This window comes from Clostridium gasigenes (assembly GCF_017348895.1).
Taxonomy (GTDB): Bacteria; Bacillota; Clostridia; order Clostridiales; family Clostridiaceae; genus Clostridium; species Clostridium gasigenes.
On sequence record NZ_CP071376.1, the window covers coordinates 304,394 to 327,729 of the forward strand.

A 23,336-nucleotide genomic window follows, 5' to 3' on the forward strand; every position below is an offset into this window, starting at 1 on the left:
ACTTACTTTCCCTTTTCAACGCATTTGAAATTTCTTATTCATTTTTTATTATACTATACTATTTTTTTATACAAGTCAATATAATTATTTAACCTGTTATAATAATAAATAAATTTATTATTATATAAAATTATGAAAAGTCTCTTTTGGTAAAATATCCATAATTTTAGGCAAATTTTCTTTTAAAACAGTAAAGTGTTTTTCTATTTCTTCTTGTATCTCTAGTCTCATATTCAATTCGCTATCATAACTTTTATCTATTTCATCCCCACAGTAGCAGTCATTATCTTTTTTACTAATACCCTTCCAAACTTCACAACCTTGGAATGGATTCGCTGTACCAAGATATAATTCTTCTTCATTGTCTACAAATAATATTCTACCACCATAATTATTTGGATTTTTCAATCCTCTTTTTACTATACTCTTAAATGACCTTCCGTCTTTTGAAACATATAAATCAAAGCCAATTGGATACTTAATTTTAGCTAGTATTCTAACAACTGCTTCATAAACTCCTATTATCATTAGTAAAATACTTTTATCTATAATAATATATGTTCTATGTAGTTAGCTGTTTCTCAATATTTATAATAAATAAAAAAAGTATTGAAATTCTTTATTATAAGAACTCAACACTTTTTATTTATAATACATAAAGTTTCTATTCTATTTCTTGAGTATTTAGAATTAAACCATTTTTAAAAACAACTATCAATATCTGCTAAGCTAGAATAACTCTATCATCTAAGTTTCCATTAAATGTTACTGTGGTAAAGTGCTCTATTAGCTTTTCTTTTGTTAAAGCTTGTTTAGCTAATCCAGTCTTATCTAAAACCTGCTTACCATTATGCATCATTATAATTCTATTTCCATAATCTATTGCATGATTTATATTATGGGTTATCATTAATGTTGTTATATTTTTTTCTTTAACTATTTTATCTGTAATAAACATTATATTTTCTGATGTCTTCGGATCTAAGGCAGCTGTATGCTCATCCAGAAGAAGTATTTCTGGTTTCTTTAATGTTGCCATTAACAGTGACAATGCTTGTCTTTGCCCTCCTGATAATAATCCTACTTTAGTATCCAGCTTATCCTCTAATCCTAAATTTAATATTGATAATTGCTCTTTAAAAAAGCTTGTTCTTTTTTTATCTATTCCAAAAGCAAATCCAAAATTTTTCCCTTTGTTATCTGCTAGTGCCATATTTTCTATAATTGTCATAGATGGAGATGTTCCTTTTGTAGGATCTTGAAATACTCTTGCTATAAACTTAGCTCTCTTGTGCTCCTTCATATTTGTTATTTCATTTCCATTTAAAAATATCCCTCCATTATCAATAGGAAGTGTTCCTGCGATCATATTTAAAACTGTTGATTTTCCAGCTCCATTACTTCCAACTATAGTTATAAAATCACCTTTGTTTATTAATAAATTAAATTTATCAAATAACTTTGTTTCATTTACTGTTCCAGTATTAAATATCTTATCAACTTCTTTTATATTAAGCATTTAAAGCACCTCTCTTTTTAAACATTTTTCCTATACTACTTGAAAACTTATTGTTATTCATCACTATTGCAATAATAACAATTAGAGAGGTTATTAACTTAACATCAGTTGGTGGGAATCCAGCTTTTAGAGCGAGTCCTATACTTAATTTATATAATATGGCTCCTATAATTACTATAGTGGTCGCCTTTAATACTCTTTCACTTTTAAATACTGATTGTCCTAAAATAATAGCAGCTAATGCCATTATAACAAGACCAGTTCCCATAGATATATCTGAGAAATTTTGATATTGTGCCATTATTCCTCCTGAAAGAGCTACAAGCCCATTAGAAAACATAAGTGCAATAATTTTTATTTTACCAGTACTTACTGCAAGGGTAGTTACCAATGTTTCGTTATCCCCTGTTGCCTTCAATATGAATCCAAACTTTGTTTTAAATATTAAATCCATAGCTATTTTTATAATTATGGTTATTATAATTATAATCATCAACTTATTTTCTGATGAAAATATACTCCCTTTATCAAAAATAGGTAGATTTGCCTTACCCATTATTCTTAAATTTATAGAATATAATCCAATCATCACAAGTATTCCAGATAAAAGATTTGTTATCTTAAATTTCACATGAAGTATTCCTGTAATAAGCCCACCTAAGGCCCCTGCTATAAATGCAAATATTAGTGATACAAATGGATTTACATTATTTATAATAGCAACTATAGATACAGCTGCCCCCAGAGAAAAGGTTCCATCAACTGATAAATCAGGAAAATCTAATATAGTGTAAGTTATATATACACCTAAAGCAGCTATAGCTATTATAAGTCCTTGTTCTAATATTCCTATAAAGAAAGGCATATTATTCGCCTCCCTTTATCAGCTTTGCTTTATCCATAATATCTTTAGAAATTTTAACTCCTAGCTTTTCTAAAGTATCCGTATTTATAATAAGCTCTGTATCTTTTAAAGAACTTACTGACATTTGTTTTATATCTTGTCCTTTAATAACTTCTACAGCCTTAAGCCCAGCTTCAAAACCTAATTTTTTGTAACTTATTCCTTCGGTTATTAAAGCGCCCCCTTTAACATGAGCCTCTTCTGCTCCAACTACAGGAATTTTCTTTTCTATAGCTTTTGCTGAAATTAAAGGCATTGAAGATGCTATTAGATTATCTGTTAATGTGTATAATATATCAACTTTATCTAGTATTATATCTAAAGCTGTTGTCATATCATTAACACTAGTTACACCAGATGTTATTATTTCTAAATCATATTTTCCAGCTATTTCTTTTGCTTTTTCTATTTGAACCTCTGAGTTTACTTCACTTGTATTATATAAAATCCCTATTTTCTTGCTTTGTGGAAATATATCTTTTAATAATTTAAACTGCTTATCTAAAGGAGCTTCATCGCTTGTTCCTGCAACATTAGTATTTGATGTTTCTATACTACTAACAAGCCCCGCCTTCACAGGATCTGATACTGCTGTAACTATTATTGGAATTTCTTTTGTTGAGTTAAAAGCAGCTTGAGCTGCAGGTGTTGCAATCGCAAATATTAAATCTTTTTCCTGTGACACAAAATTTTGTGAAATCATTTGAGAAGTTCCTATATCTCCTTGTGCATTTTGAATTTCTATATTTAGGTTTTCTCCCTGCACATATCCTTTAGACTCTAATGCTTCTATAAATCCCTCTCTTGCTGCATCTAATGCAGGATGCTCTGCTATCTGAGTAATACCAATTGATATTTTTTTATTTTGATTGCCACCTTTATTTGCTGAACAACCAGCTATAATTGTTGTGGTTAAAATAATTGAAATTAATAATGAAACTTTTTTCTTAACTACCATACTACCATCCTCCTAAAATTAACTTTTTTTTAAAATAAAAAGACCCTACTTATAATTTATAAGTAGGGTCCATAAATATCACTTAAGTATCTTTTAGAGATATTCAAATAAATACCTAGTCAATATTCTTATCTTTGACTGGTTCTTTATTTTATGATCCCTTATTGTTAGATACATTATTTACGATTAAACTTATCTCCTACCAAACTACTATGCTACTTTTTTTAATATACTACTTCTATTACTATGCAACTACTTCTACTATGCTACTTTTTTACGGCACTTCAATCTCCACAACATTTACCTAAATCCCCTATGCCTATGCTATGGTTCTTAACCTAACACAAAACATCCTCAAAATCTTTGGCTTGTTATTTTCTTTTGGAACCTTAATTATTACTAATAATACAATCATTTTAAAATACTGTCAATGTTTTTTTACATTTCAGGTATTGATCTATGACCTATTCCAATAACTACCTCATTTAAATGCAATAAACCTATACTTAAGAATATTGTTACACTTAAGTGTTCTCCATATCTTGCAATACCTATCTTTCCACCAACACTTAATCCATTAGCTTTAGATGATACTTGCATTAAAGCTTCTCTTGTAGCACCTACAACAGCACCATCATGAAGATGGCAATCTTTAATAATTCCAGTTCTTTTTGATGCCACTAACGCTCTCTCAATTATTTTAGGTATAGATGTATTTAAGTTTCCACCTATATCTACTGCTACTGCAAATATATCCTCTTTTCTTAACTCATCTACTAATTTATGTTCTTCTTCTCTTGTTGATATGGCCATTTTAGTTGCTATCTTTGCTACTTCAACACTATTTTTTTCTATCATAATTTCCTCCAATTTTCATATTAAAAATTTTTGAATCTCATCTTCTAGCCTATTTATAAGTTCTTTTTATATATTTAATTTTATCACATTAGAACTATTTATATAAGGCTTTTGAAAATAACTAATATCCATATTTTTTATTTGAAAATAATAATAAATTATATATTTTTTCACCTAATAATATCATAGCAAAATAATTTCCAACCATATGAATTAAATCAAAGGGAATCCCTCTAATCCAATAAGCTATTGCTACATTCATTCCTGAAGCAAATATATACGGTATTGCATATAATGCTCCAAATATTAATCCGAATCCTGCGGAAAAAATAGCTAACCCTAAAAAATTCTTATTAAATTTATTTTTTAAAATATATGTTATCATAACAAGGGCTGGCCATATTATTAAATATCCTATCCACCATAAACCAAAACCATACATAAGACCCATTGACATTACAAATACAAAGACTATATATAGTGCTTTTTTTTCATAAATCAGCGTAAATATTATTAATAATAATGATACTAATTCAACATTTGGTATAAAATTCAATGCTATTTGAGATACAACTACAATAGCTCCTAAGAAACCCATCAATATAATTGTTTTTAAATTGTTTCTCATTTTTAGAAACCTACTTTATAAATAAACTCTATTTTATCTCCATCTTTTATAACTGTGTCATCTATTCCAGTTTGTGCATCTTCTCCATTTATAGCTATGTTCCACCATTGTTGTTTAGCCATTTCTGTATCTATTCCATCTACTTTAGTAACCATTCTACCAAAATCGCCTTTACTTGTTTCTGCTATTCCCATTTCATCTAATGCTACTCCAAGCTTTTCTGCATCAGTTCTATGTATATGCTCTTTTTCATAATTTTCATCTTTGTTTATAACTGTAACAGTTATCTCTTTATTTCCTTTAACAGTCTTTTCTGTTAAAAACTTATTATAACTAAAGTATCCCCCTATAGCTATAATTACAATTAATAATGATACTAAAACCTTTTTATTATTCATTTTATTCTCTCCTTATATTTTAAAATTTCTAAAACAAAAAGAAGCACTCTAAAAAAAGTGCTTCTTTATATAAACATATTAAAATCAAAATAATTTAATAGTTATAAATACAACGCTCTTCCCTCCGAAGATATATAGTTTTCTATTATAATTAAATATCCTGACTCTTGCTTCATTCTTTAAGCTTTCCTTCCCAGAACTTTAATTCTAGTGGTTTTTTAAGCTTATCGTCCACAATTACAGTAGCGGGGGCTGCTATGGATTTTCACCATATTCCTTAATTAATAATTATATTAAATTTTATTTTCATCTTTTTTTATAGTAACATATTTTTGATTGTTTCACAACTCAATTACTTTTGTTCTGCCCAATCAGCTGGATAAGTTACATACATAAATTTAGCATAGTTTGGTACACAGAATTGTATTTTACTACCTTTAGGTACTAAAATAATTTCTCCAGCATCAGCGCAAACTTTTCTTCCATCTATATTTATTTCAAGTCTACCTTCTATAACATATTGTATTTCATCATACATTAATGTCCAATCAAAAGTTGTTTCTTTCATTTCCATAAGCCCACAACCAAGTCTTGGACTTTCTTCTAATGATAATGCATCTCTTAACATAACATTGTCTTGTGATTTACCTGTATCGAACTTTTCAAGCTTAAGCATAGGTAACTTAACAGACATAATTCCACTTTGATCTACATGTCTATCTGCATTTACATTAGTTACTCCTGATAAGTTTTCTTTAATAATTTTTCTTACTAAATCTTCAATAATGCTTCTATCTAAATTTTCCATAACTAACACTCCTTAATTACATATTTATTATTATTTACTCTTATTTTTAGCCATTGTTTTATTAGCGATTATACAAGCAATAACTACTGCTGTAATTCCACCTACAAGTTTACCAACTATCATAGGGAAAATCATTTCTTTAGCAACTCCTGCTGTAAATCCTAAATGATCTCCAATTACAAATGCTGCTGAAACTGCAAATGCGATATTTATTATTTTTCCTCTTTCATCCATATCTTTTAACATACCAAACATAGGAATACTATTTGCTAATGTAGCAACCATACCTGCTGCTGCAATATCATTCATTTTAAGAAGTTTTCCCATTTTTAATAATGGCTTCTTAAATACTTTAGTTATTACAAGTACCATTGGGAATGCTCCTGCTAGAACAATTGCTATATTTCCAACAATTCCAATTCCTTCATCAATTGATGCCATACCTGGTATTACTACAAGACCAGTTAATTTTTCTATAATAGCTGCTGCTAGTCCAAGAGTTATAATTACAACTACACCTTTACCAAAATAAGTAAAACCTTTAATCATTTTTTCAGGCATTTTCCAAAGTCCTAAAACTACTAATGCTGCGAATATTACAATTGGAACTAAATTTTTCAACATCATAACTATTGGGAAACCTGCTACTAATCCACCAGCTAAACATCCAAGTGGAATAGTTATTATACCTGCAAGTACACCTGTTGCTAAATATTTATGATCTTCTTTTTCTATAATTCCTAAAGCTACAGGAATAGTAAATACTATTGTAGGTCCAAGCATTGCTCCTAGTATTGCTCCTGCAAATAACCCTGCTTGAGGATCTTTTGCAAGTTCTAAAGCTAATGGAAATCCACCCATATCATTTGCAAGCAATGTTGTTGCAAACATTGCAGGGTCAGCTCCTAAAAATTCATATAATGGAACTACTACTGGCTTCAATACGTCAGCAAGTACTGGAGCTAAACATATTACTCCAACCATAGCAATTGCTAATGCTCCCATTGCCATTAAACCTTCTTCAAATTTTTCACCAAGACCAAATTTATTTCCTATACATTTATCAATAGCACCTAATGCCATAAATACCGCCATAATACATATTATAATTTCATTAATTTCCATAATTAATACCTCTTTTCTTATAAGTCATCTTTTTTTAATAACAAGCCAATATTTTAATACTTGACTTGTTATTTTTGTCAGATGCCCGAAATAATATTTAGTACTTTTAATAATTCCGTGTCCGGTGATGGAATAATCTCATAGCATAATAGTTTGTCCTTTTTTATAACCTTTAAAGCACATTCTATAGCTTCCTTTACCCCACTTAATTGACCTGACACAATATAATAACACTTTCCACCTGTGGTAAATCCTAATGATAACTTAACTAAGGTAACTTCACCATTTTTTAGTGAAGTATCTAATGCAACAATACCTTCAGCTACAGAGATAGTTTCTACTATACCTATAGCTAAGCTGGCACTGCGTAAATATTTGTTTTTTATTGCATTTATAATATCCTCATGAATATTAGGTAGTATTTTAGTGGATATTATGTATTTATTATTTTCTTTTAATGCAGCCTCTAAAGCTGCATTAACACTTCCTACATCACCACAAACAATAACAAAGAATTTCCCGGGGCATATAGGTTTACAGTATAAAGGTTCCACATCTGCAGCTTTTAGCATTTTATCAACAACCGAAATTCCTGAGGCAATACTTCTAAGTTCAACAATTGCAACCGCTCTAGACATTGTCAACCTCTACTGAATCAACTATTCCTACTATAACTGCATCAACAGGTATTTCTTTGTATTCTATAGAAATTCTTGCGGCTGATCCTGTAGTCACTAAAACTGTATCCCCTATTCCAGCACCAACATTATCTGCTGCTACGAAAACCTCACCTTTTTCATTAAAATTTTCATCTAATGGCTTTACTACCATAAACTTAATTCCATTTAGTTTTTCGTCTTTTCTAGTGGACCAAATATTTCCTACAACCTTACCTATTACCATTATAATTCCTCCATTTATGCTCTTGTGATGTTTAAATGATATATTCTAACAAAATCTTTTGCTAGAGGTGTTAATATTGATTTTTTATCAATAGTTATGTTTCTAACACCATTCATATATACTTTTCTTAAATCTGACTCTGCTATAAGCTTTTTATTTCTTATATGCAAACTGTCTTTTACTTCAATAATTTCAGTAGATTGTACTTCTTTATGAAAAACTACATCATCATTGTTTTTTACAGTTTCATTTTCTATTAAATTGCTTTTTGATTTTTTTTGATTTAATTCAGCTTTTAATGAATCTACCTGAACTATTCTAACTCCAAAATTTCTTACCTTTTCTTCATATTCTAAAAATGTTTTATATAATGTTTTAGGTGCTGTTCCCTTAAACTTTCTATATTCCATACCATCTTCAAGTACTATAACATTTTTACCCATAAATATAGCTTCAATCATTTTACTAAGCATTTTTGAACTACTCATCCCTAATGCTAATGATGCTAAACCATTAGTACATAAACTCGGACAAATTATATGTTCATAAGAATTTAAATCAATATTATCTTCATAATATTCTAAATCAAAATCACTGCCTAGCAATTCTTGTATTTTATTATTATTTTCTTTAGATAATAATAATATTTTCTTCTTCATAACTGTATTTTGTTTTATATTATTAAATACTTGTTCTGTAATTAAGGCAACTAATTTATCAAACTCCAAAATATCACCACCTATTTTATTATTCTAGCTAATATTCCATTCTTAAAACCACAAGCATTTGCTTCATCATAATCTATATGCATCTTAGAATTAAAATGCTCTGAAACTCTTATAGCTACATCATCAAATATTAATTTTCTTGAACCTAATACTTGAACCTTTACATTTTCTTTATCATTAACTTTAAATTTCTTAGCATCCTTTGGTGTTAAATGAATATGTCTTTTAGCTATAATAGTTCCTTCTTCTAGTTTAACTGCTGATTTTTCTCCAACAATTAATATTCCACAAGAGCCTTTAACATCTCCACTTTCTCTTACTGGTACTTTTAAACCTAAAATTAATGCATCAGTAGCTGAAATTTCAACTTGAGTATCTTTTCGTTCTGGTCCTAAAACTACAACATTTGCCATAGATCCCTTTGGTCCTATTAGTGTTACTCTTTCCTTACAAGCAAATTGTCCGGGTTGAGAAAGTTCCTTAACCTTAGTAAGTTGATACCCTTTTCCAAACAATATATCTATACATTCTCTACTTAAATGAACATGTCTACCAGAGGCTTCAACCCCTATAAAAATTTCTTCTTTTACTTTACTTAAAACTTGTTCAACTAAATTATCAATTAATTTATCGTCCATGTATTTTCTCCTTATTTGTATATTCGCCAGCTAAAAACTTAAACATCATTATCCAAAATAAAGAAGAAAGCCTATTTAGTGCCCTTACAATATCTTCTCTTTCTACATCACCATACTCAGTTTTAAAAGCATTATAAGATGCTAGTTCCACTTCTCTTGTAGCTGATCTTAAAGAATTTAATGCAACTACAATTTCACCATTTTTATAACTTGGCTGAAAATGACCCATACCATAATATTTTTTAGGATGATGTGATTTTTCTCTAAGTTCCTTTTCATCCATATCTAAAAGCTTAAATTCATTTAATTTTTCTTCAAGAACTTCTGCTCTTAATAGATTTCTAACAAAACCTAAAATTTCTTCTAAGTCATTTGTAAGCTTTTCATGCTTTAATTTATCAGAAAGTATTTGAACCTGTAATATTTGAGATTCTAAACTATCAAATTTCCCTCTTAATATAATTCTACTATGATTTTTAAATACTAATAGATTTCCATTAAGATGAGTCATGTGTTCAGGTTTACTGTCTAAATATCCCCCAAATATAGTTCTAAATTTAGGCTCAATTCTTACTTCTTTCTCAATAATAACAGGTTCATTTATTTCTTTTATTTTTTCAACAATCTTTAATTGTATATTATTATCACTTAAATATCCTTTTGCTGATGGAGTTACTATTACTCCTTTTTCAACTTCATATTCTTTAAGTAACTTTAAATCCTTATCTCTTAAACGTTTTCTGATCTCTGTTTCTGTTAAAACGCTCATTATCTCACATCCTTATGGAATATAAACATACTACCCGCCAAACGCGGATAGTATGTTTTGAAATTTATTATTCTGCTATTTTTGGAATTAATATATCTACTTCAGCATGTGGTCTTGGGATTACGTGTACTGATACTAATTCTCCTACTCTTTCAGCAGCAGCAGCTCCAGCATCTGTAGCTGCTTTAACAGCTCCAACATCGCCTCTTACCATAACTGTTACTAATCCAGCACCGATTTGTTCTTTACCTACTAATGTTACGTTTGCAGCTTTCACCATTGCGTCTGCAGCCTCGATTGCTGCTACTAATCCTTTAGTTTCTACCATTCCTAATGCGTTTGTGTTTGCCATAATATTTTGCCTCCTAAATTTTGAATTTATTTAAATTTTAATGTTAACTAATTATTTGTTTAACTTTTGCATAATTTTTTCAACTAGAACATTTATTAAATCTTCTTCGTTGCTTACTGTACAAGCAGATTCTACGCTTTGTGATTTAGTTCCTCTTAATTCTTCTAACTCTCTAACACCATAACCTACTCTTTTTATATTTATTAGATTTAATGGACCTATGTTATCAGAAGTTGAACTTCCACCAACAGCTCCACAACCTAAAGTTAATGCTGGTAATAAATTTGTAGATGCTCCTATTCCTCCAAGTGCTCCTGGAGTGTTTACAAGTAATCTACTTACTGGTTTCTTTAATGCAAATTCTCTAATAACTTCTTGGTTTTCACTATGAAGTACTAAAGTATGTCCTGCACCTTCATTATTTAATATCTCAATACATCTTTCGCAAGCTGTATTCCAATTATCCTCAACATAGAATGCTAGTATTGGACAAAGTTTTTCTTTTGAATATGGAACTTTATGTCCAACTCTATTTTCTCTAGCTATAATAACTCTTGTACCTTTTGGTATTTCTATCCCTACAAGACTAGCTATAACCTCTGCACTTTTACCAACTATTTGAGGATTCATTGTACCATTAGGTCTTAAAATGAACTTCTCAAGCTTTTTGCTTTGTTCTTCTGTTACAAAATAAGCACCTGAGTTTTTAAGTTCTTCAACTACCTTATCTTCAATTTCTTTTTCAACAACAATTGATTGTTCTGAAGCACATATAGTACCATTATCAAAAGTTTTTGAATCCATAATTCTTTTTACTGCTAATTTAATATTTGCACTTTTTTCAATAAATGCAGGACCATTTCCAGGGCCTACTCCTATTGCTGGAGTTCCTGAAGAGTAAGCTGCCTTAACCATTGCAGAACCACCTGTAGCTAAAATTAATGCTACATCATTATGCTTCATAAGTTCATCAGTACCTTGCATGGTTGGAACTGTCATACATCCTATAGCTCCATCTGGACATCCAGCTGCAACAGATGCTTCTGATATTATTCTTACAGTTTCAAGAATACAATTCTTTGCATTTGGATGCGGTGAAAATACAATTGAATTTCCTGATTTAATAGCTATCATAGCTTTATAAATTGCTGTAGATGTTGGATTTGTTGATGGTATAAGACCCGCAACAACTCCCATTGGTACAGCTACTTCTAAAACCTTTAAAGCTTTATCTTCATTTATAATTCCAACTGTCTTCACATCTTTTATAGATTCATATACAACCTTTGAAGCAAAAGTATTCTTAACTATCTTATCTTCCCATTTCCCAAAACCAGTTTCTGAATGTGCCATTTTCGCTAATTTCTCAGCATTTTCATAACCTGCATCAGAAATTGCTTTTACAATTTTGTTTATCTCTTCTTGACTCATTTCAGATAATCTTTTTTGAGCAATTTTTGCTTTTGCTATAAGATTTCTAACCTCTTGTATTGAAACTAGATCCTTATCTAATAATTCCATTACTTATCTCCTTCTCTATAGTGCTTATCTATAACTTCTATAAGCCTATCTTTCTTAGCAAATTTAATTTGTTTATTATTCATTTCTGTTATTTTCAATTGTCTTGCTAACCTTCTAAGTTCTTCTACATTCATAGCTTTAATCTCTATGATTGTATAAACTTTTTTCTCTTTTAGCTCTATCTTTTCTTCTATCTTTTCTTCTATCTTTTCTTCACATTTATCCACTTTTTCTATCAAAATTTCATCTTCTATTTTAACCGGATTAGTTACCTCAGTAACTTCTGAAATATTAATTTCAGCTATATCACTATTAATAACTTCTTCAGTTTTTTCTGAATAATTTAAAGTTTCACTATTAACATTCAACTCATTTTTTTTTGTCTTATCATTAAAATTTAATATCATAGCTTCAGTTTGATTATCCATTCTTGATATTACAGTAGAAGAAAATATAGAACTTATTTTACTTGCAGCAACCTTTGCAACTGCTACAGCCTCTTGCACTGCATCTACATCTCCTATAATCTTAACAGTTGTTAAACCAGAAGATATCTTTTCTACTCCTAGAAGTTTAACATCAGCGGCTTTTAAAGCTGAATCAGCGGCTTCTATTGCTCCAACTAAACCATTAACTTCTATAAGGCCAAGCGCTTTTCCACCCATTTTAATCACTTCTCTTCTTAGTAACTAGTTGGATTTTCAGCAACAAATTCTACAGCTGCTGCGAATGCATCACAAGCTGCTTTGCAAGCTGATTGGCTTCCAGTTAATAAGCCTCCACCAAAGTTAGTTTCAGTTGGTGGTGTAAATAAAACAGTTACCTTAACATCTGCAGCTTTAAGAGCTGCATCTATACCATACATAGCTTCAAGTGGAGGTGCTACTAAATAAGCAAGAGCTTCCCCTTCTTTTATACCTGCTGTTTTTGATAAGTAAGAGCCTGTTCTTGATACACAATGAGCGAAATATGGAACTGTATTATCATCATTTGCGCTTATAAAATGAGCTCCATTTTCAATGAAATCTATAGCTGCATTTAAACCACTTCTTACTTCATCTGGGCTTGTTCCAGCTATCATTCCTATAACTTCACCAGCAAGCTTTGTTGATGAATTTGCAGAACCTGCATACATACTTTTTCCATAAACTACTTCAACTCCAGCAGCTTTAGTAGCTTCATCTAACGCTGTATATGTTACATCATCTATATCTGCTGTTATTATTCCTAAACTCTTTTGATAAGGTTTAAGTTCTAATAATTCTGCCATATCGGGACTTACATTTGATATTATTTTCACACCTAAAACAGTTGCACGTAATGCTTCGTTTTTCATATTATTAACTCCCCTTTTTTATAAACTTTTTAAATCTATACCTGATGCTTTTTTATCTATCATAGTTTTTACAAGTTCTGCAATATGAGCTCCAGCTTCAACAGCTGTTGTTCCACCCTTGTGTATGTTAGATATAACTGTTCTTCTTGCTTCTGGCATACCTACTGTAGCCTTATATGCTATATAAGCACTCATAGATTCTGCTGTTACTAGACCTGGTCTTTCACCAACTAATAACAATGTAACATCTGTTCCTGTTATCTCTGATATTACATCCATTGCAGGTACTCTACAATGTTTTACAAATATACAAGGACCTGCATCTATTCCATATCCCTTTAATCCTTGAATTATAGCTGGTAATATATCTTTAACATTTGCTTCTATAGCAGCTGAACTTAATCCATCTCCAATTACTATTTGAACCTTAGAATTTTTGTTTAATGATTTTCTCATTATATCCTTAGATTCATCAGAAAATTGTCTTCCGAAATCAGGTCTTGTAATATATTGATCTTTATCCTTACATATAGTATTAACTTTAATAAAGTTCATTTCTTTTACAAATTCCTCTGAAACATCTGAGAACACTGAATCTTGAGCTGCTGCATGATCCGCTCTAAATCTTAATGATGTTATAGTCTTATATCTAGGACCTGCTCTCCATATACCAACTCTAGCTGGAGTATTCATTTTCATTTTTAAATATCCATCTTTATCTTCTGGATTTGGAACTAATAATTGTTCCTTTAAATCAACTAATGTTATATCTTCAATATAACCATCTTCTATATTTGAAGTTTCATTTTGTTTTTCTACTTTATTTTCTTTTGGTAGTTCAACATTACCCTTCATCATTTCAGTAAGTAATGATTCAACCATGGACTTTAATTCTTTTTCGTTTACCATTTTTAGTTCCCCCTCTTACTTAAGAAATATTGACGCATCTCCTGCTTTTTCTGTTAACTTACCATCTTTATAAATTCCCATTTTTTCAAGCCATACTTCAAATTCCTTTATAGGTCTTAATCCTACAAGTTCTCTTAGTGTAGCTGCTTCATGATATCCTGTACATTGATAATTAAGCATTACATCATCGCCATGTGGAACTCCCATAAAGTATGTGCAACCTGCTTCTGCAAGTAAAACTGCAAGGTTTTCTATATCATTTTGATCAGCTTTCATATGGTTTGTATAACAAGCATCACATCCCATTGGAAGTCCTGTTAATTTACCCATAAAGTGATCTTCAAGTCCTGCTCTTATAACTTGTTTTGAATCATATAAATATTCGGGTCCAATGAATCCAACAACTGTATTTACGATGAATGGTTCAAATTTCTTAGCAAATCCATAACATCTAGCTTCCATAGTTACTTGATCTACTCCATGATGAGCATCTGAAGATAATTCTGAACCTTGTCCTGTTTCAAAATACATAACATTTGGTCCAGTTCCAGTTCCATGTTTTAAAGCTAATTGTCTTGCTTCTTCTATTGTAGCTGCATTAAATCCAAAAGCTGTATTTCCTTTTTCTGAACCAGCTATTGATTGGAATATTAAATCTGCTGGAGCACCATTTCTGATTGCTTCCATTTGTGTAGTTACATGAGCTAGTACACAAGTTTGAGTAGGTATATCCCATTTTCTCTTGAATTCATCAAATTTCTTTAATACTCTTGTTACACTTTCAACAGAGTCATCAACAGGATTAAGTCCAAGTACTGCATCTCCAACTCCATAGCTTAAACCTTCCATTAATGAAGCAAGAATACCATCTGGATTATCTGTTGGATGGTTAGGTTGTAATCTTATTGAAAGTCTTCCTTCTTCTCCTATTGTTGTGTTACAGTGAGCAGTTACTTTTATTTTCTTAGCTCCGTAAATTAAATCTAAGTTAGACATAATTTTTGCAACAGCAGCAATCATTTCTGATGTTAAACCTTTTGAAACTCTTCCAATATCTCTACCAGTTGTATTATGATCTAATAACCATTCTCTTAAATCTGATACTGTCCAATCTTTAATTTCTGCATATATTTTTTCATTGACATTATCTTGGATTATTCTTGTTACCTCATCAATTTCATAAGGCACTGCTGGATTATTTCTTAAATCTTCAAGTGTCATGTTTGATACAACAACCTTTGCTGCAACTCTTTCCTCAGCACTTGTAGCTGCAATACCTGCTAGTTGATCACCTGATTTTTCTTCATTAGCTTTTGCAAGCACCTCTATTACACTTTTAAATTCATAGCTTTTACCAAATAGTTTTGTTTTTAATTTCAAAATAATTCACCCCTTCTTTAATTAAATACTAAAGTTTTAATAACAACAGGTACTACTTGTCCGCCAACTAGTGGCTTTCCAATATCTATGTAGTCTCCATTTTCCACCCTCACTCCATCTATACAAACTATATTTTTCTTATAGTTTAAATATCTATGAAGTGTTTGCCCTAAAACCTTAGCCATGTCATTTTCGACGATTACTGTTAAAGGTAGATCTTTTTCTATTAATTCATTCATACCTTTTAATAAAGACTGTGCTATTTCTTCTACTTCTATAAAACTTGGGTTCTTCTTGCCATTTATTGCAACAGCAACTCTTTGTAGTTCTCCCTCAATCTTAAACCAATTTAATTTTTCTATTATCTTATCAGCTATTAACGAAGTATCTTTTTCCTCTTCTATAGAAAGTTTTAATATAGGTAGATTTTTCAGAGGAAAGTTATCCTCAGTGTAAGTTATTGTACTACCACTTATATCAGTGGTATGTGAACCAGCCCCTACAACTGTAGCTCTTATGGTTTCAGTTGAGTTCACGAGAGTTAACTTGCTAAGTAGCAAGGATTTTTTAATGGCTCTACCAAGAAGTATTCCTATATCACCATATTTAAAAACATCCTTTTCTTCCAAACCCTTATATATATAATCTGCAACTCCTCCTGAGAAAGATATGCAATTTATATGCGTATTTAAATCAATTCCCTTTTTAGTTAATATTCTTTGATAAAAATCATTTTCTTTTGTTACTCCCACAGAAATTTCAAGTAACTTAACCATTTCATCAATTATTTTCTGAACTGCTGTTTCTGAATAACTATCACCAACATTAATATTAATATTATTTATTTCTACTAATTCTTTAATTTTTGGTGCTATATAAGTTATTTTTTTTGAAGTTACATCTATTTTTATCAGTCTTCCTCCAATATCGAGGCACCCTGTATCTATTAATTCTCCCCTTGTAAATACTGCTATATTGGAAGTTCCCCCTCCAACATCAATATTAACTACTGTATTGTTATTTTCCTTTGAATAAACATCTGCTCCAGCACCTTTAGCCGAAATTATACTTTCAAGATCTGGACCTGCTGTTGCAACAACAAAATCTCCTGCAAAACCACTTAAATTATGAAGCACTATATTTGCATTTTCTTTTCTCGCTGTTTCACCAGTTATTATTACAGCACCAGTAGATATTTCTTCTTTTTTAACACCAGCTTTAATATATTCCTTTTGTACTATTTCTAAAATTTTCTCCATATCTATTTCTTTCCCTCTAAGTATCGGCGTGAAATAGATATCACTTCTATAAATAATTTCCTTACCAACAATACTTATTCTTGGCACTGAAAAACTAGATGCCATATTTTCTATAGTTATATTTGAAAAAACTAGTTGTGTTGTTGATGTTCCAATATCAATTCCTACGCTTAAAATTTCTTCTTTCATCACTACACCCCACAAAAAAGAGACTTAATGTTAAACCTTTTTAAAAAAAAGTCATAACATTAAGCCTCTTTGCTTAATACTTTTACTACAGCGTAAAAGTTGTTATATCTATACTATAAATTTTATTATTATGCTAGTTCCTGATCTATTAGAATCTATAATAAGATTCCCTTTGAGTTTATCCTTAACATAGCTTGAAACTATTTTACTTCCAAGGCTATCTTTTCTAGTATCGTTTATATCAAATCCAATACCATCATCAATAACTTTAACTATCTTATATTCTCCAATTGATTCAAGTATTAATTTTATAGAGCCTTTATCTCTTCCTATAAAAGCATGCTCCATAGAGTTTTGAAATAGCTCATTTACTATTAATGCTATAGTAGTAGACTTATCGCTATTAACAATAAAATCATCACCACTTATATCAATAGAAACTTTGTTAGAATTACTAAAGCATCTTAACATATTATTTTTAATAGTTGATAATACTTCTATTATAGATATATTATCTTCTATCTGTTTAGATAATAGTTCATGAGTTGTAGCAATTGATAAAATTCTATTCCCACTCTCAAGTAATGCAAGCTTGGCTTCATCGCCTATGCAATTTCGACTCTGAAGTCTTAATAATGAAGCTATAGTTTGAAGGTTATTCTTAACTCTATGATGTATTTCTCTTATAGCTACTGATTTAGAAATTATCTCATCGTCCTTATTCTTTATTTCTGTTAAATCATTTATTATCATAATAATTTTATTTTCACTATTATCTGTAACTATTTTTTTAACTTCAAAATAGTTATTTCCAATGGTTACTTTTTTATGCAAAAGAAAATTTTTATATTCTTTTGGATTTATTTCATTTATTTCTGTTAATGTTATTTCATCAAACCGCAAGTTATTATAATCTAACTCATTTAGTGATTCAAAAAAACCTAACTTTTCATAAATATTATCAGCACTCTTATTTTTAAGAACAAGCTTTCCTTCACTATTAAAAATAAGTATTGCTTCCTTCATTTCATCTTTAAAATCATTTTCATAATTTAATAAAGTCATTAAGGTTGAAGTTAATACCTCATTATCATCTGATAATGATTTGATTTTCTCATCAGTTAATATTTCTTTACTTATATTTCTTTCAGTTATTAAAACTGCTATAGTGTTTTCTCCATTTTTTATAGGTATTACATTTTGCTTTACCCATATGTTTTCTTGTGTTTTAGCATGAATATTTTTTGTATGAATACCTAGTTCTAAACTTCTTAAAACACCTGGTTCATTTACTCTTAATGCAAGTTCACCAACAACTGAATTCTTATATAAGCTTTGTCCATCACTTGGTCTACTTTCAAATACAACTAAAGCACTATTTTCAATGTTGCTTTTAATATCTATGAAAACATCACAAGTTTCTATTTGTGTAATATATTCTGCAGCCTTACTTGTTTCAATGATAATTTTAATATCACTATCTGTTAGACTTGACTGTTGTTCACATAAATTTTCGGTAATTTTATATTTCATAAGCAATTACAATCGCCTCTCCAATACTCCTCATTGAACATCTTCTATCCATGCTTAATTTTCTTATTTTTTCATAGGATTCTTCTTCAGTAAGGTTGTCTTCTTTCATAAGCATGCCTTTTGCTCTTTCAATTATTTTTCTCTCTTCAATTTTTTTAATACTTAAATCCAGTTCTTTTTTTAATTTTTTAAACTCACTAGATTTTGAGTATACCATCTCAACTGTAGGTATCAAAGATTTTTCATCCAAGGGTTTAAGTAAATATGCAAATACACCAACGTCTTTAGCTTTTTCTATAAATTCTTTATCTGAAAAAGCTGTTAAAAGTATAATCCCACCTGCATAACCACCCCTTGAGATAATTTTAGCTGCCTTTAGACCATCTAAATTAGGCATATTTATATCCATCAATATAATATCAGGTAAATATTTTTTACTAGCTTCAACGGCATCAAATCCATCACTTGCTTCTGCTACTACATCGTAACCTGCATCAACTAATAATGACTTCAAATCCATCCTCGTAATAGGTTCATCATCGACTATTACAATTCTTTTACTCATACCACACCTCTATTATTTCAAATATTCTTCTAATTCTTTTATCCCTATGCTTTCCATAGTTGAAATTTTAAAAATCCTCTGTGCACCTGCATTTATTAATGCTTCTTCTGCCTTTATTATTTCCTCTTCACTATTCGATAAATCAATCTTAGTTATAATACCGATTACCTCTTTAGGAAAAATACTTGCAAAAGCTGGTGGAAAATAATTTTCTTCTTCTGTGCAATCTTGTATCAAAGCTATTACATCAGCATCTACTGAAGTAACAATTAATGCTCTATAGTATGATCTATTTTCTATGTACTCACCAGGAGTATCTATTGCATTTTCATAATTATCAATAGCTTGAGTTTTCTTATACTCTAGATTCTCTGCATGTAATTTTTGGCATAATGTAGTTTTTCCACAACCGCATTTTCCCATAAAAATAACTTTTTTCATTTCTTCACCTAAGTCCTTGTTATTTCTGCTGGAGTAAATTTTAATATATTCGAAAGAACAATTAAAACTTGTCCCAATGCTGATTCTACGGATGAAACATCACCTGTTATAACAAGAGAACCACTGAATCTATCAACAAAACCAATTTGAACATCTGCTGCCTTAGTAGCGACATCTGCTGCGATAATAGAAGCTTCACCAGGTGTAATAGTTAATATGCCAATAGCATTTTTATTATCTCCATTTAATCCTAATTTCTTATATAAATCCTTATTAGGATTTGCAATTAAATGAGCTAATGTAACTTGCTTACCAGGTACATATTCTTGAATCACTCTTTGTTTTTCGTTAATTTCACTCATTTTATACCAACTTTCTTAAAAAAAATATATAAAGCTCCTTAAAAATATAATACTATTCTTAAGAAGCTTCGTTGCTACATATGAATAACACGCCCTTGTGCTATATAAAAATTGTACTCCTTTACAAATAATTTGTCAACATTTTTTAAATTATTTGTAAACTATTAATTAGAAATTATATTTAAAATTTTTATTATCTCATTTTTATTTGGAACTCTTGGATTTGTGATTGTACAACCATCAACTAAAGCACTTTCTGCTATAGCATCTATACTATTATTTATTTCATTTATATCCTTTCCACATTCCTTTAATGTTCTTGGCATATTCATTTCTTTTTGTAATTTTACAATCCAATTTATTAAACTCTTAACACCAGTTCTTACATTAGAACAAGGTAAATCTAAAATCTTAGCTACATTTGCATATCTTATAGCTGCATTTGAATATTCACAATTTGTATATCCTGTTAGATCTGCATTATATTCTACAATATGAGGAAGCAATATAGAATTTGTTCTTCCATGAGCTATATGTAGTTTTCCGCCTATACCATGAGCTATACCATGATTTAAACCTAATGAAGCCTCATTAAATGCCATTCCTGCTAAACATGAAGCTGAATGCATTTTCTCTCTTGCCTCTGTATTATTTCCATCTTTATATGCTCTTAAAAGATAATCACTAACTAATTTTATAGATTTTTCTGCTAAAGCATCAGTAAAGTCATTAGATTTTGTACTAACATAAGCTTCTAAACTATGCGTTAATACATCCATTCCTGTATCAGCCGTAATAAAATTCGGAACAGTTTTCACAAGTTCTGGATCTAATATAGCTTCATTTGGTAATAAACTATCTGATACTAGTGGATACTTTATATTTTTTTCTTTATCAGTTATTACTGAAAAACTAGTAACCTCTGAGCCTGTCCCACTTGTTGTTGGTATAGCTATAAAATATACATCATCAGTTTTAGTTATTTTTAAAGCAAATTCTTTTATAGCTTTTGCAGCATCAATAGCTGATCCTCCACCTAAAGCTATTATAGCTTCTGGCTTAAACTCCATCATTTTATTTACACCAACTACTACAGTTTCAATAGGTGGATCTGGAACAATTTCATCAAATACAATATATTCTACTGACCCTTTTTCAAGTTGTTCCGTTATTTTTTTAATAGTGCCACTCTTAACCATAAACGGATCTGTGATTACCATTACTTTTTTATAGTTTAGTTCACTTAATCTTGATAGTGAACCTTCACCAAAATAAATTTTGGTTTTAATTGAAAATTTATTCATTGCATTACCTCCTAAAAAATAAAAGCTCCATAGGATAAATCCCCATGAAGCTTCGTTGCTCATCAAATACACGTCATTGTGCATTAAATTATAAGTTAATTTTAATACTTATAAGGTTTTTGGTCAATAGATTTAATTTTTTTTGTAAATTCACCTTATCATTACGTAACATATTAAAAATATAAAACATATAATATACTAAAATATAATTTAGGTTTTACTGTTGCATTAATCAATAAATTTTCATGTATAAAAATCAATATTAAAGAACTATACAGGTCAGGATCATATTATGACAATGTTATTTTTACAAATCTCAGGTTGTGATGGGCTAAGAGATATTGATGATAAGTTTTGTAAATAAAAAAGAAGATGTTGCTTAAAATAATTTAAGCGACATCTTCTTTATGTTTAAAGGATAGAATGATTATCCGAATAAGCTGAATTGGTATTAGTATCATTACTTCCATGGTTTAAGAAAGCATTAAGAATAATTGCAACTATAGAACCTGAAACTATTCCACTTCCAAAAATAGATTGGAAAAATTGTGGTGTTTGTGAAAGTAATTCAGGAACCGCTGTAATTCCAAGGCCTACACCTAAAGAACAAGCAACTATTAAAATATTTGAATCTTTTTCTAAATCAGCGGCAAATAACATTTTTATACCAGCAACAGCAACAGTACCAAACATTATAGTAGTAGCCCCACCAATAACAGGTTGAGGAATAATTGTAGCTAAAGCTGCAAACTTTGGAATTAATCCAAGAGCGACAAGGATAATACCAGATGCAACAACTACAAAACGACTAAATATTTTGCTTAAAGATAGAAGTCCTAGGTTTTGATTGAAGGTAGTATAAGGGAAAGAATTAAATATTCCACCTAAAATTGTTGCTATTCCCTCTGCTCGTAGTCCTTTTACAATATCTTTTTCAGAAAGGTCCTTTTCACATAACTTTGCAACTCCCATAAAGGTTCCAGTAGATTCAACCATAATTACAAACATAACTAAAGTCATCATAATAATTGAACTAAGTTCAAATTTAGGAAATCCAAAAACAAATGGTTTAACAAAGCTAACCCATTTTGCATTAGCAACAATAGAGAAGTCAACCATACCCATAAAGGATGCTACTATAGTTCCAATAACTATACCATTAAGGATAGATATTGATTTAAAGAATCCTTTTAAATATTTGTTTGAAAGTAAAATAATAAACATTACTAGTCCCGCTAATGATATATTAGCAATGCTTCCAAAATCTTTAGAACCAGCACCACCGCCACAACTTCTAATACCAACATTAATTAAGGAAAGCCCAATAATGCTTACTACAGAGCCGGTTACAACAGTGGGGAAAAATCTTAGTAATTTACCATACAATGGAGCAATTAAAATAACAATAAATCCTGAAACTATTATTGCACCATATGCATAATCCATTCCTAAAGATTTACCTATAATAATTAATGGACCTACAGCAGCAAAGGTACATCCAAGTATAACAGGTAATTTAATACATGCAAAATTACCTATTCCAATGGCTTGCAGCAATGTAGCTATACCACAAGTAAATAAATCAGCTGCAACTAACAATTCTAATTGTTGAGGGCTTAAACCTACAGCAGCACCAATTATAAGGGGTACAGCTACAGCACCGGCATACATAGCGAGTACATGTTGAAGTCCTAGAGTAGCTAATTGTCCTAGTGGGAGCATTTCATCTAATTTATTTGTTTTGGTTACTTTTTTCTGATTTTTTATATTCATTAACGAGACCCCCTATAAAATTAATAGTAAAATTTCAACAAATTTATATTATAATTATATAGATACTTATTAGTAATTATGAATCTTAATTGGATAAAATCTATATAAGTTCTAATTAGTAATCTACATTAATTCCAGATAACTAACCATACAACTGTAAGTAATCTAGCTTTTAA

General features: G+C 29.9%; 27 protein-coding genes, 1 riboswitch and 1 other annotated feature (1 of these 29 cut by a window edge). All 27 genes read right to left on the bottom strand.

The window, feature by feature from the left end; all coding sequences use genetic code 11:
• Nucleotides 1-28: a binding site (T-box leader), on the bottom strand (it extends 209 nt beyond the left edge of the window).
• A gap of 92 nt (nucleotides 29-120) precedes the next feature.
• The 27 genes from J1C67_RS01465 to J1C67_RS01600 all read right to left on the bottom strand — a co-directional run bounded on the left by J1C67_RS01465 (nucleotide 121) and on the right by J1C67_RS01600 (nucleotide 23,160).
• Complete coding sequence (locus J1C67_RS01465) at nucleotides 121-528, bottom strand: hypothetical protein (protein ID WP_167866140.1); 408 nt, start codon at nucleotides 526-528, stop codon at nucleotides 121-123.
• 196 nt (nucleotides 529-724) lie between these two features.
• Nucleotides 725-1,519, bottom strand: a complete 795-nt coding sequence (locus J1C67_RS01470; protein WP_167866139.1) for an ABC transporter ATP-binding protein — start codon at nucleotides 1,517-1,519, stop codon at nucleotides 725-727.
• Nucleotides 1,512-2,384, bottom strand: coding sequence for an ABC transporter permease (locus J1C67_RS01475; RefSeq protein WP_167866138.1), 873 nt, complete (start codon nucleotides 2,382-2,384; stop codon nucleotides 1,512-1,514). The genes J1C67_RS01470 and J1C67_RS01475 overlap by 8 nt, the downstream gene beginning before the upstream one ends.
• 1 nt (nucleotide 2,385) lies before the next feature.
• Nucleotides 2,386-3,381, bottom strand: a complete 996-nt coding sequence (locus J1C67_RS01480) for an ABC transporter substrate-binding protein (RefSeq protein ID WP_089972357.1) — start codon at nucleotides 3,379-3,381, stop codon at nucleotides 2,386-2,388.
• Nucleotides 3,382-3,819: 438 nt separating this feature from the next.
• The gene (locus J1C67_RS01485) at nucleotides 3,820-4,239 is read right to left on the bottom strand and encodes a HutP family protein (RefSeq protein WP_207713870.1); all 420 of its coding nucleotides are present in this window, start codon (nucleotides 4,237-4,239) and stop codon (nucleotides 3,820-3,822) included.
• Nucleotides 4,240-4,360: 121 nt separating this feature from the next.
• A complete protein-coding gene (locus J1C67_RS01490; protein WP_089972354.1) occupies nucleotides 4,361-4,867 on the bottom strand; it encodes a hypothetical protein in 507 nt (168 codons plus the stop codon).
• Between the two features lie 2 nt (nucleotides 4,868-4,869).
• Nucleotides 4,870-5,265: a DUF4430 domain-containing protein gene (locus tag J1C67_RS01495; RefSeq protein WP_089972353.1), complete on the bottom strand. Its 396-nt coding sequence runs from the start codon at nucleotides 5,263-5,265 to the stop codon at nucleotides 4,870-4,872.
• A 153-nt stretch (nucleotides 5,266-5,418) separates the two neighbouring features.
• Nucleotides 5,419-5,544, bottom strand: a riboswitch (cobalamin riboswitch).
• 73 nt (nucleotides 5,545-5,617) lie between these two features.
• The gene (locus J1C67_RS01500; protein ID WP_089972350.1) at nucleotides 5,618-6,073 is read right to left on the bottom strand and encodes a cupin domain-containing protein; all 456 of its coding nucleotides are present in this window, start codon (nucleotides 6,071-6,073) and stop codon (nucleotides 5,618-5,620) included.
• A 30-nt stretch (nucleotides 6,074-6,103) separates the two neighbouring features.
• Nucleotides 6,104-7,198: an ethanolamine utilization protein EutH gene (eutH, locus tag J1C67_RS01505; protein WP_089972348.1), complete on the bottom strand. Its 1,095-nt coding sequence runs from the start codon at nucleotides 7,196-7,198 to the stop codon at nucleotides 6,104-6,106.
• 77 nt (nucleotides 7,199-7,275) lie between these two features.
• The gene (locus J1C67_RS01510) at nucleotides 7,276-7,836 is read right to left on the bottom strand and encodes a BMC domain-containing protein (RefSeq protein WP_167866137.1); all 561 of its coding nucleotides are present in this window, start codon (nucleotides 7,834-7,836) and stop codon (nucleotides 7,276-7,278) included.
• The gene (locus J1C67_RS01515) at nucleotides 7,829-8,101 is read right to left on the bottom strand and encodes a EutN/CcmL family microcompartment protein (RefSeq protein ID WP_089972342.1); all 273 of its coding nucleotides are present in this window, start codon (nucleotides 8,099-8,101) and stop codon (nucleotides 7,829-7,831) included. Before J1C67_RS01515 ends, J1C67_RS01510 begins: the two co-directional genes overlap by 8 nt.
• A gap of 14 nt (nucleotides 8,102-8,115) precedes the next feature.
• Nucleotides 8,116-8,829 carry a hypothetical protein gene (locus J1C67_RS01520; RefSeq protein ID WP_167866136.1) on the bottom strand — a complete coding sequence of 238 codons (714 nt, stop codon included), beginning with the start codon at nucleotides 8,827-8,829 and terminating at the stop codon, nucleotides 8,116-8,118.
• 11 nt (nucleotides 8,830-8,840) lie between these two features.
• Nucleotides 8,841-9,467, bottom strand: a complete 627-nt coding sequence (gene eutD / locus J1C67_RS01525; RefSeq protein WP_167866135.1) for an ethanolamine utilization phosphate acetyltransferase EutD — start codon at nucleotides 9,465-9,467, stop codon at nucleotides 8,841-8,843.
• Nucleotides 9,457-10,236, bottom strand: coding sequence for a cobalamin adenosyltransferase (locus tag J1C67_RS01530; protein ID WP_089972335.1), 780 nt, complete (start codon nucleotides 10,234-10,236; stop codon nucleotides 9,457-9,459). Before J1C67_RS01530 ends, eutD begins: the two co-directional genes overlap by 11 nt.
• Nucleotides 10,237-10,303: 67 nt before the next feature.
• Nucleotides 10,304-10,588 (bottom strand): BMC domain-containing protein, encoded by a 285-nt coding sequence (locus J1C67_RS01535; RefSeq protein WP_089972332.1) that lies wholly within the window; start codon nucleotides 10,586-10,588, stop codon nucleotides 10,304-10,306.
• 51 nt (nucleotides 10,589-10,639) lie between these two features.
• Nucleotides 10,640-12,109, bottom strand: a complete 1,470-nt coding sequence (locus tag J1C67_RS01540) for an acetaldehyde dehydrogenase (acetylating) (RefSeq protein WP_167866134.1) — start codon at nucleotides 12,107-12,109, stop codon at nucleotides 10,640-10,642.
• A complete protein-coding gene (locus J1C67_RS01545) occupies nucleotides 12,109-12,774 on the bottom strand; it encodes a BMC domain-containing protein (RefSeq protein WP_167866133.1) in 666 nt (221 codons plus the stop codon). The genes J1C67_RS01540 and J1C67_RS01545 overlap by 1 nt, the downstream gene beginning before the upstream one ends.
• Nucleotides 12,775-12,791: 17 nt before the next feature.
• Complete coding sequence (eutL, locus tag J1C67_RS01550; protein ID WP_089972322.1) at nucleotides 12,792-13,445, bottom strand: ethanolamine utilization microcompartment protein EutL; 654 nt, start codon at nucleotides 13,443-13,445, stop codon at nucleotides 12,792-12,794.
• 18 nt (nucleotides 13,446-13,463) lie between these two features.
• Nucleotides 13,464-14,354, bottom strand: coding sequence for an ethanolamine ammonia-lyase subunit EutC (eutC, locus tag J1C67_RS01555; protein WP_089972320.1), 891 nt, complete (start codon nucleotides 14,352-14,354; stop codon nucleotides 13,464-13,466).
• A 15-nt stretch (nucleotides 14,355-14,369) separates the two neighbouring features.
• On the bottom strand, nucleotides 14,370-15,734 hold the full coding sequence (locus J1C67_RS01560) for an ethanolamine ammonia-lyase subunit EutB (protein WP_089972318.1): 1,365 nt from the start codon (nucleotides 15,732-15,734) through the stop codon (nucleotides 14,370-14,372).
• A 17-nt stretch (nucleotides 15,735-15,751) separates the two neighbouring features.
• The gene (eutA, locus tag J1C67_RS01565) at nucleotides 15,752-17,182 is read right to left on the bottom strand and encodes an ethanolamine ammonia-lyase reactivating factor EutA (RefSeq protein ID WP_167866132.1); all 1,431 of its coding nucleotides are present in this window, start codon (nucleotides 17,180-17,182) and stop codon (nucleotides 15,752-15,754) included.
• 108 nt (nucleotides 17,183-17,290) lie between these two features.
• Nucleotides 17,291-18,715 carry a sensor histidine kinase gene (locus J1C67_RS01570; RefSeq protein ID WP_089972310.1) on the bottom strand — a complete coding sequence of 475 codons (1,425 nt, stop codon included), beginning with the start codon at nucleotides 18,713-18,715 and terminating at the stop codon, nucleotides 17,291-17,293.
• Entirely contained in the window at nucleotides 18,705-19,280 is a 576-nt protein-coding gene (locus J1C67_RS01575; protein ID WP_089972307.1) for an ANTAR domain-containing response regulator, read from the bottom strand. The genes J1C67_RS01570 and J1C67_RS01575 overlap by 11 nt, the downstream gene beginning before the upstream one ends.
• 12 nt (nucleotides 19,281-19,292) lie before the next feature.
• On the bottom strand, nucleotides 19,293-19,721 hold the full coding sequence (locus J1C67_RS01580) for a EutP/PduV family microcompartment system protein (RefSeq protein ID WP_089972305.1): 429 nt from the start codon (nucleotides 19,719-19,721) through the stop codon (nucleotides 19,293-19,295).
• An 8-nt stretch (nucleotides 19,722-19,729) separates the two neighbouring features.
• Nucleotides 19,730-20,083 (bottom strand): ethanolamine utilization microcompartment protein EutS, encoded by a 354-nt coding sequence (gene eutS, locus J1C67_RS01585; protein WP_089972302.1) that lies wholly within the window; start codon nucleotides 20,081-20,083, stop codon nucleotides 19,730-19,732.
• A gap of 164 nt (nucleotides 20,084-20,247) precedes the next feature.
• Complete coding sequence (locus J1C67_RS01590; protein WP_167866131.1) at nucleotides 20,248-21,387, bottom strand: 1-propanol dehydrogenase PduQ; 1,140 nt, start codon at nucleotides 21,385-21,387, stop codon at nucleotides 20,248-20,250.
• Between the two features lie 411 nt (nucleotides 21,388-21,798).
• Nucleotides 21,799-23,160, bottom strand: a complete 1,362-nt coding sequence (locus J1C67_RS01600) for a nucleobase:cation symporter-2 family protein (RefSeq protein WP_167866130.1) — start codon at nucleotides 23,158-23,160, stop codon at nucleotides 21,799-21,801.
• Between the last annotated feature and the right edge of the window lie 176 nt (nucleotides 23,161-23,336).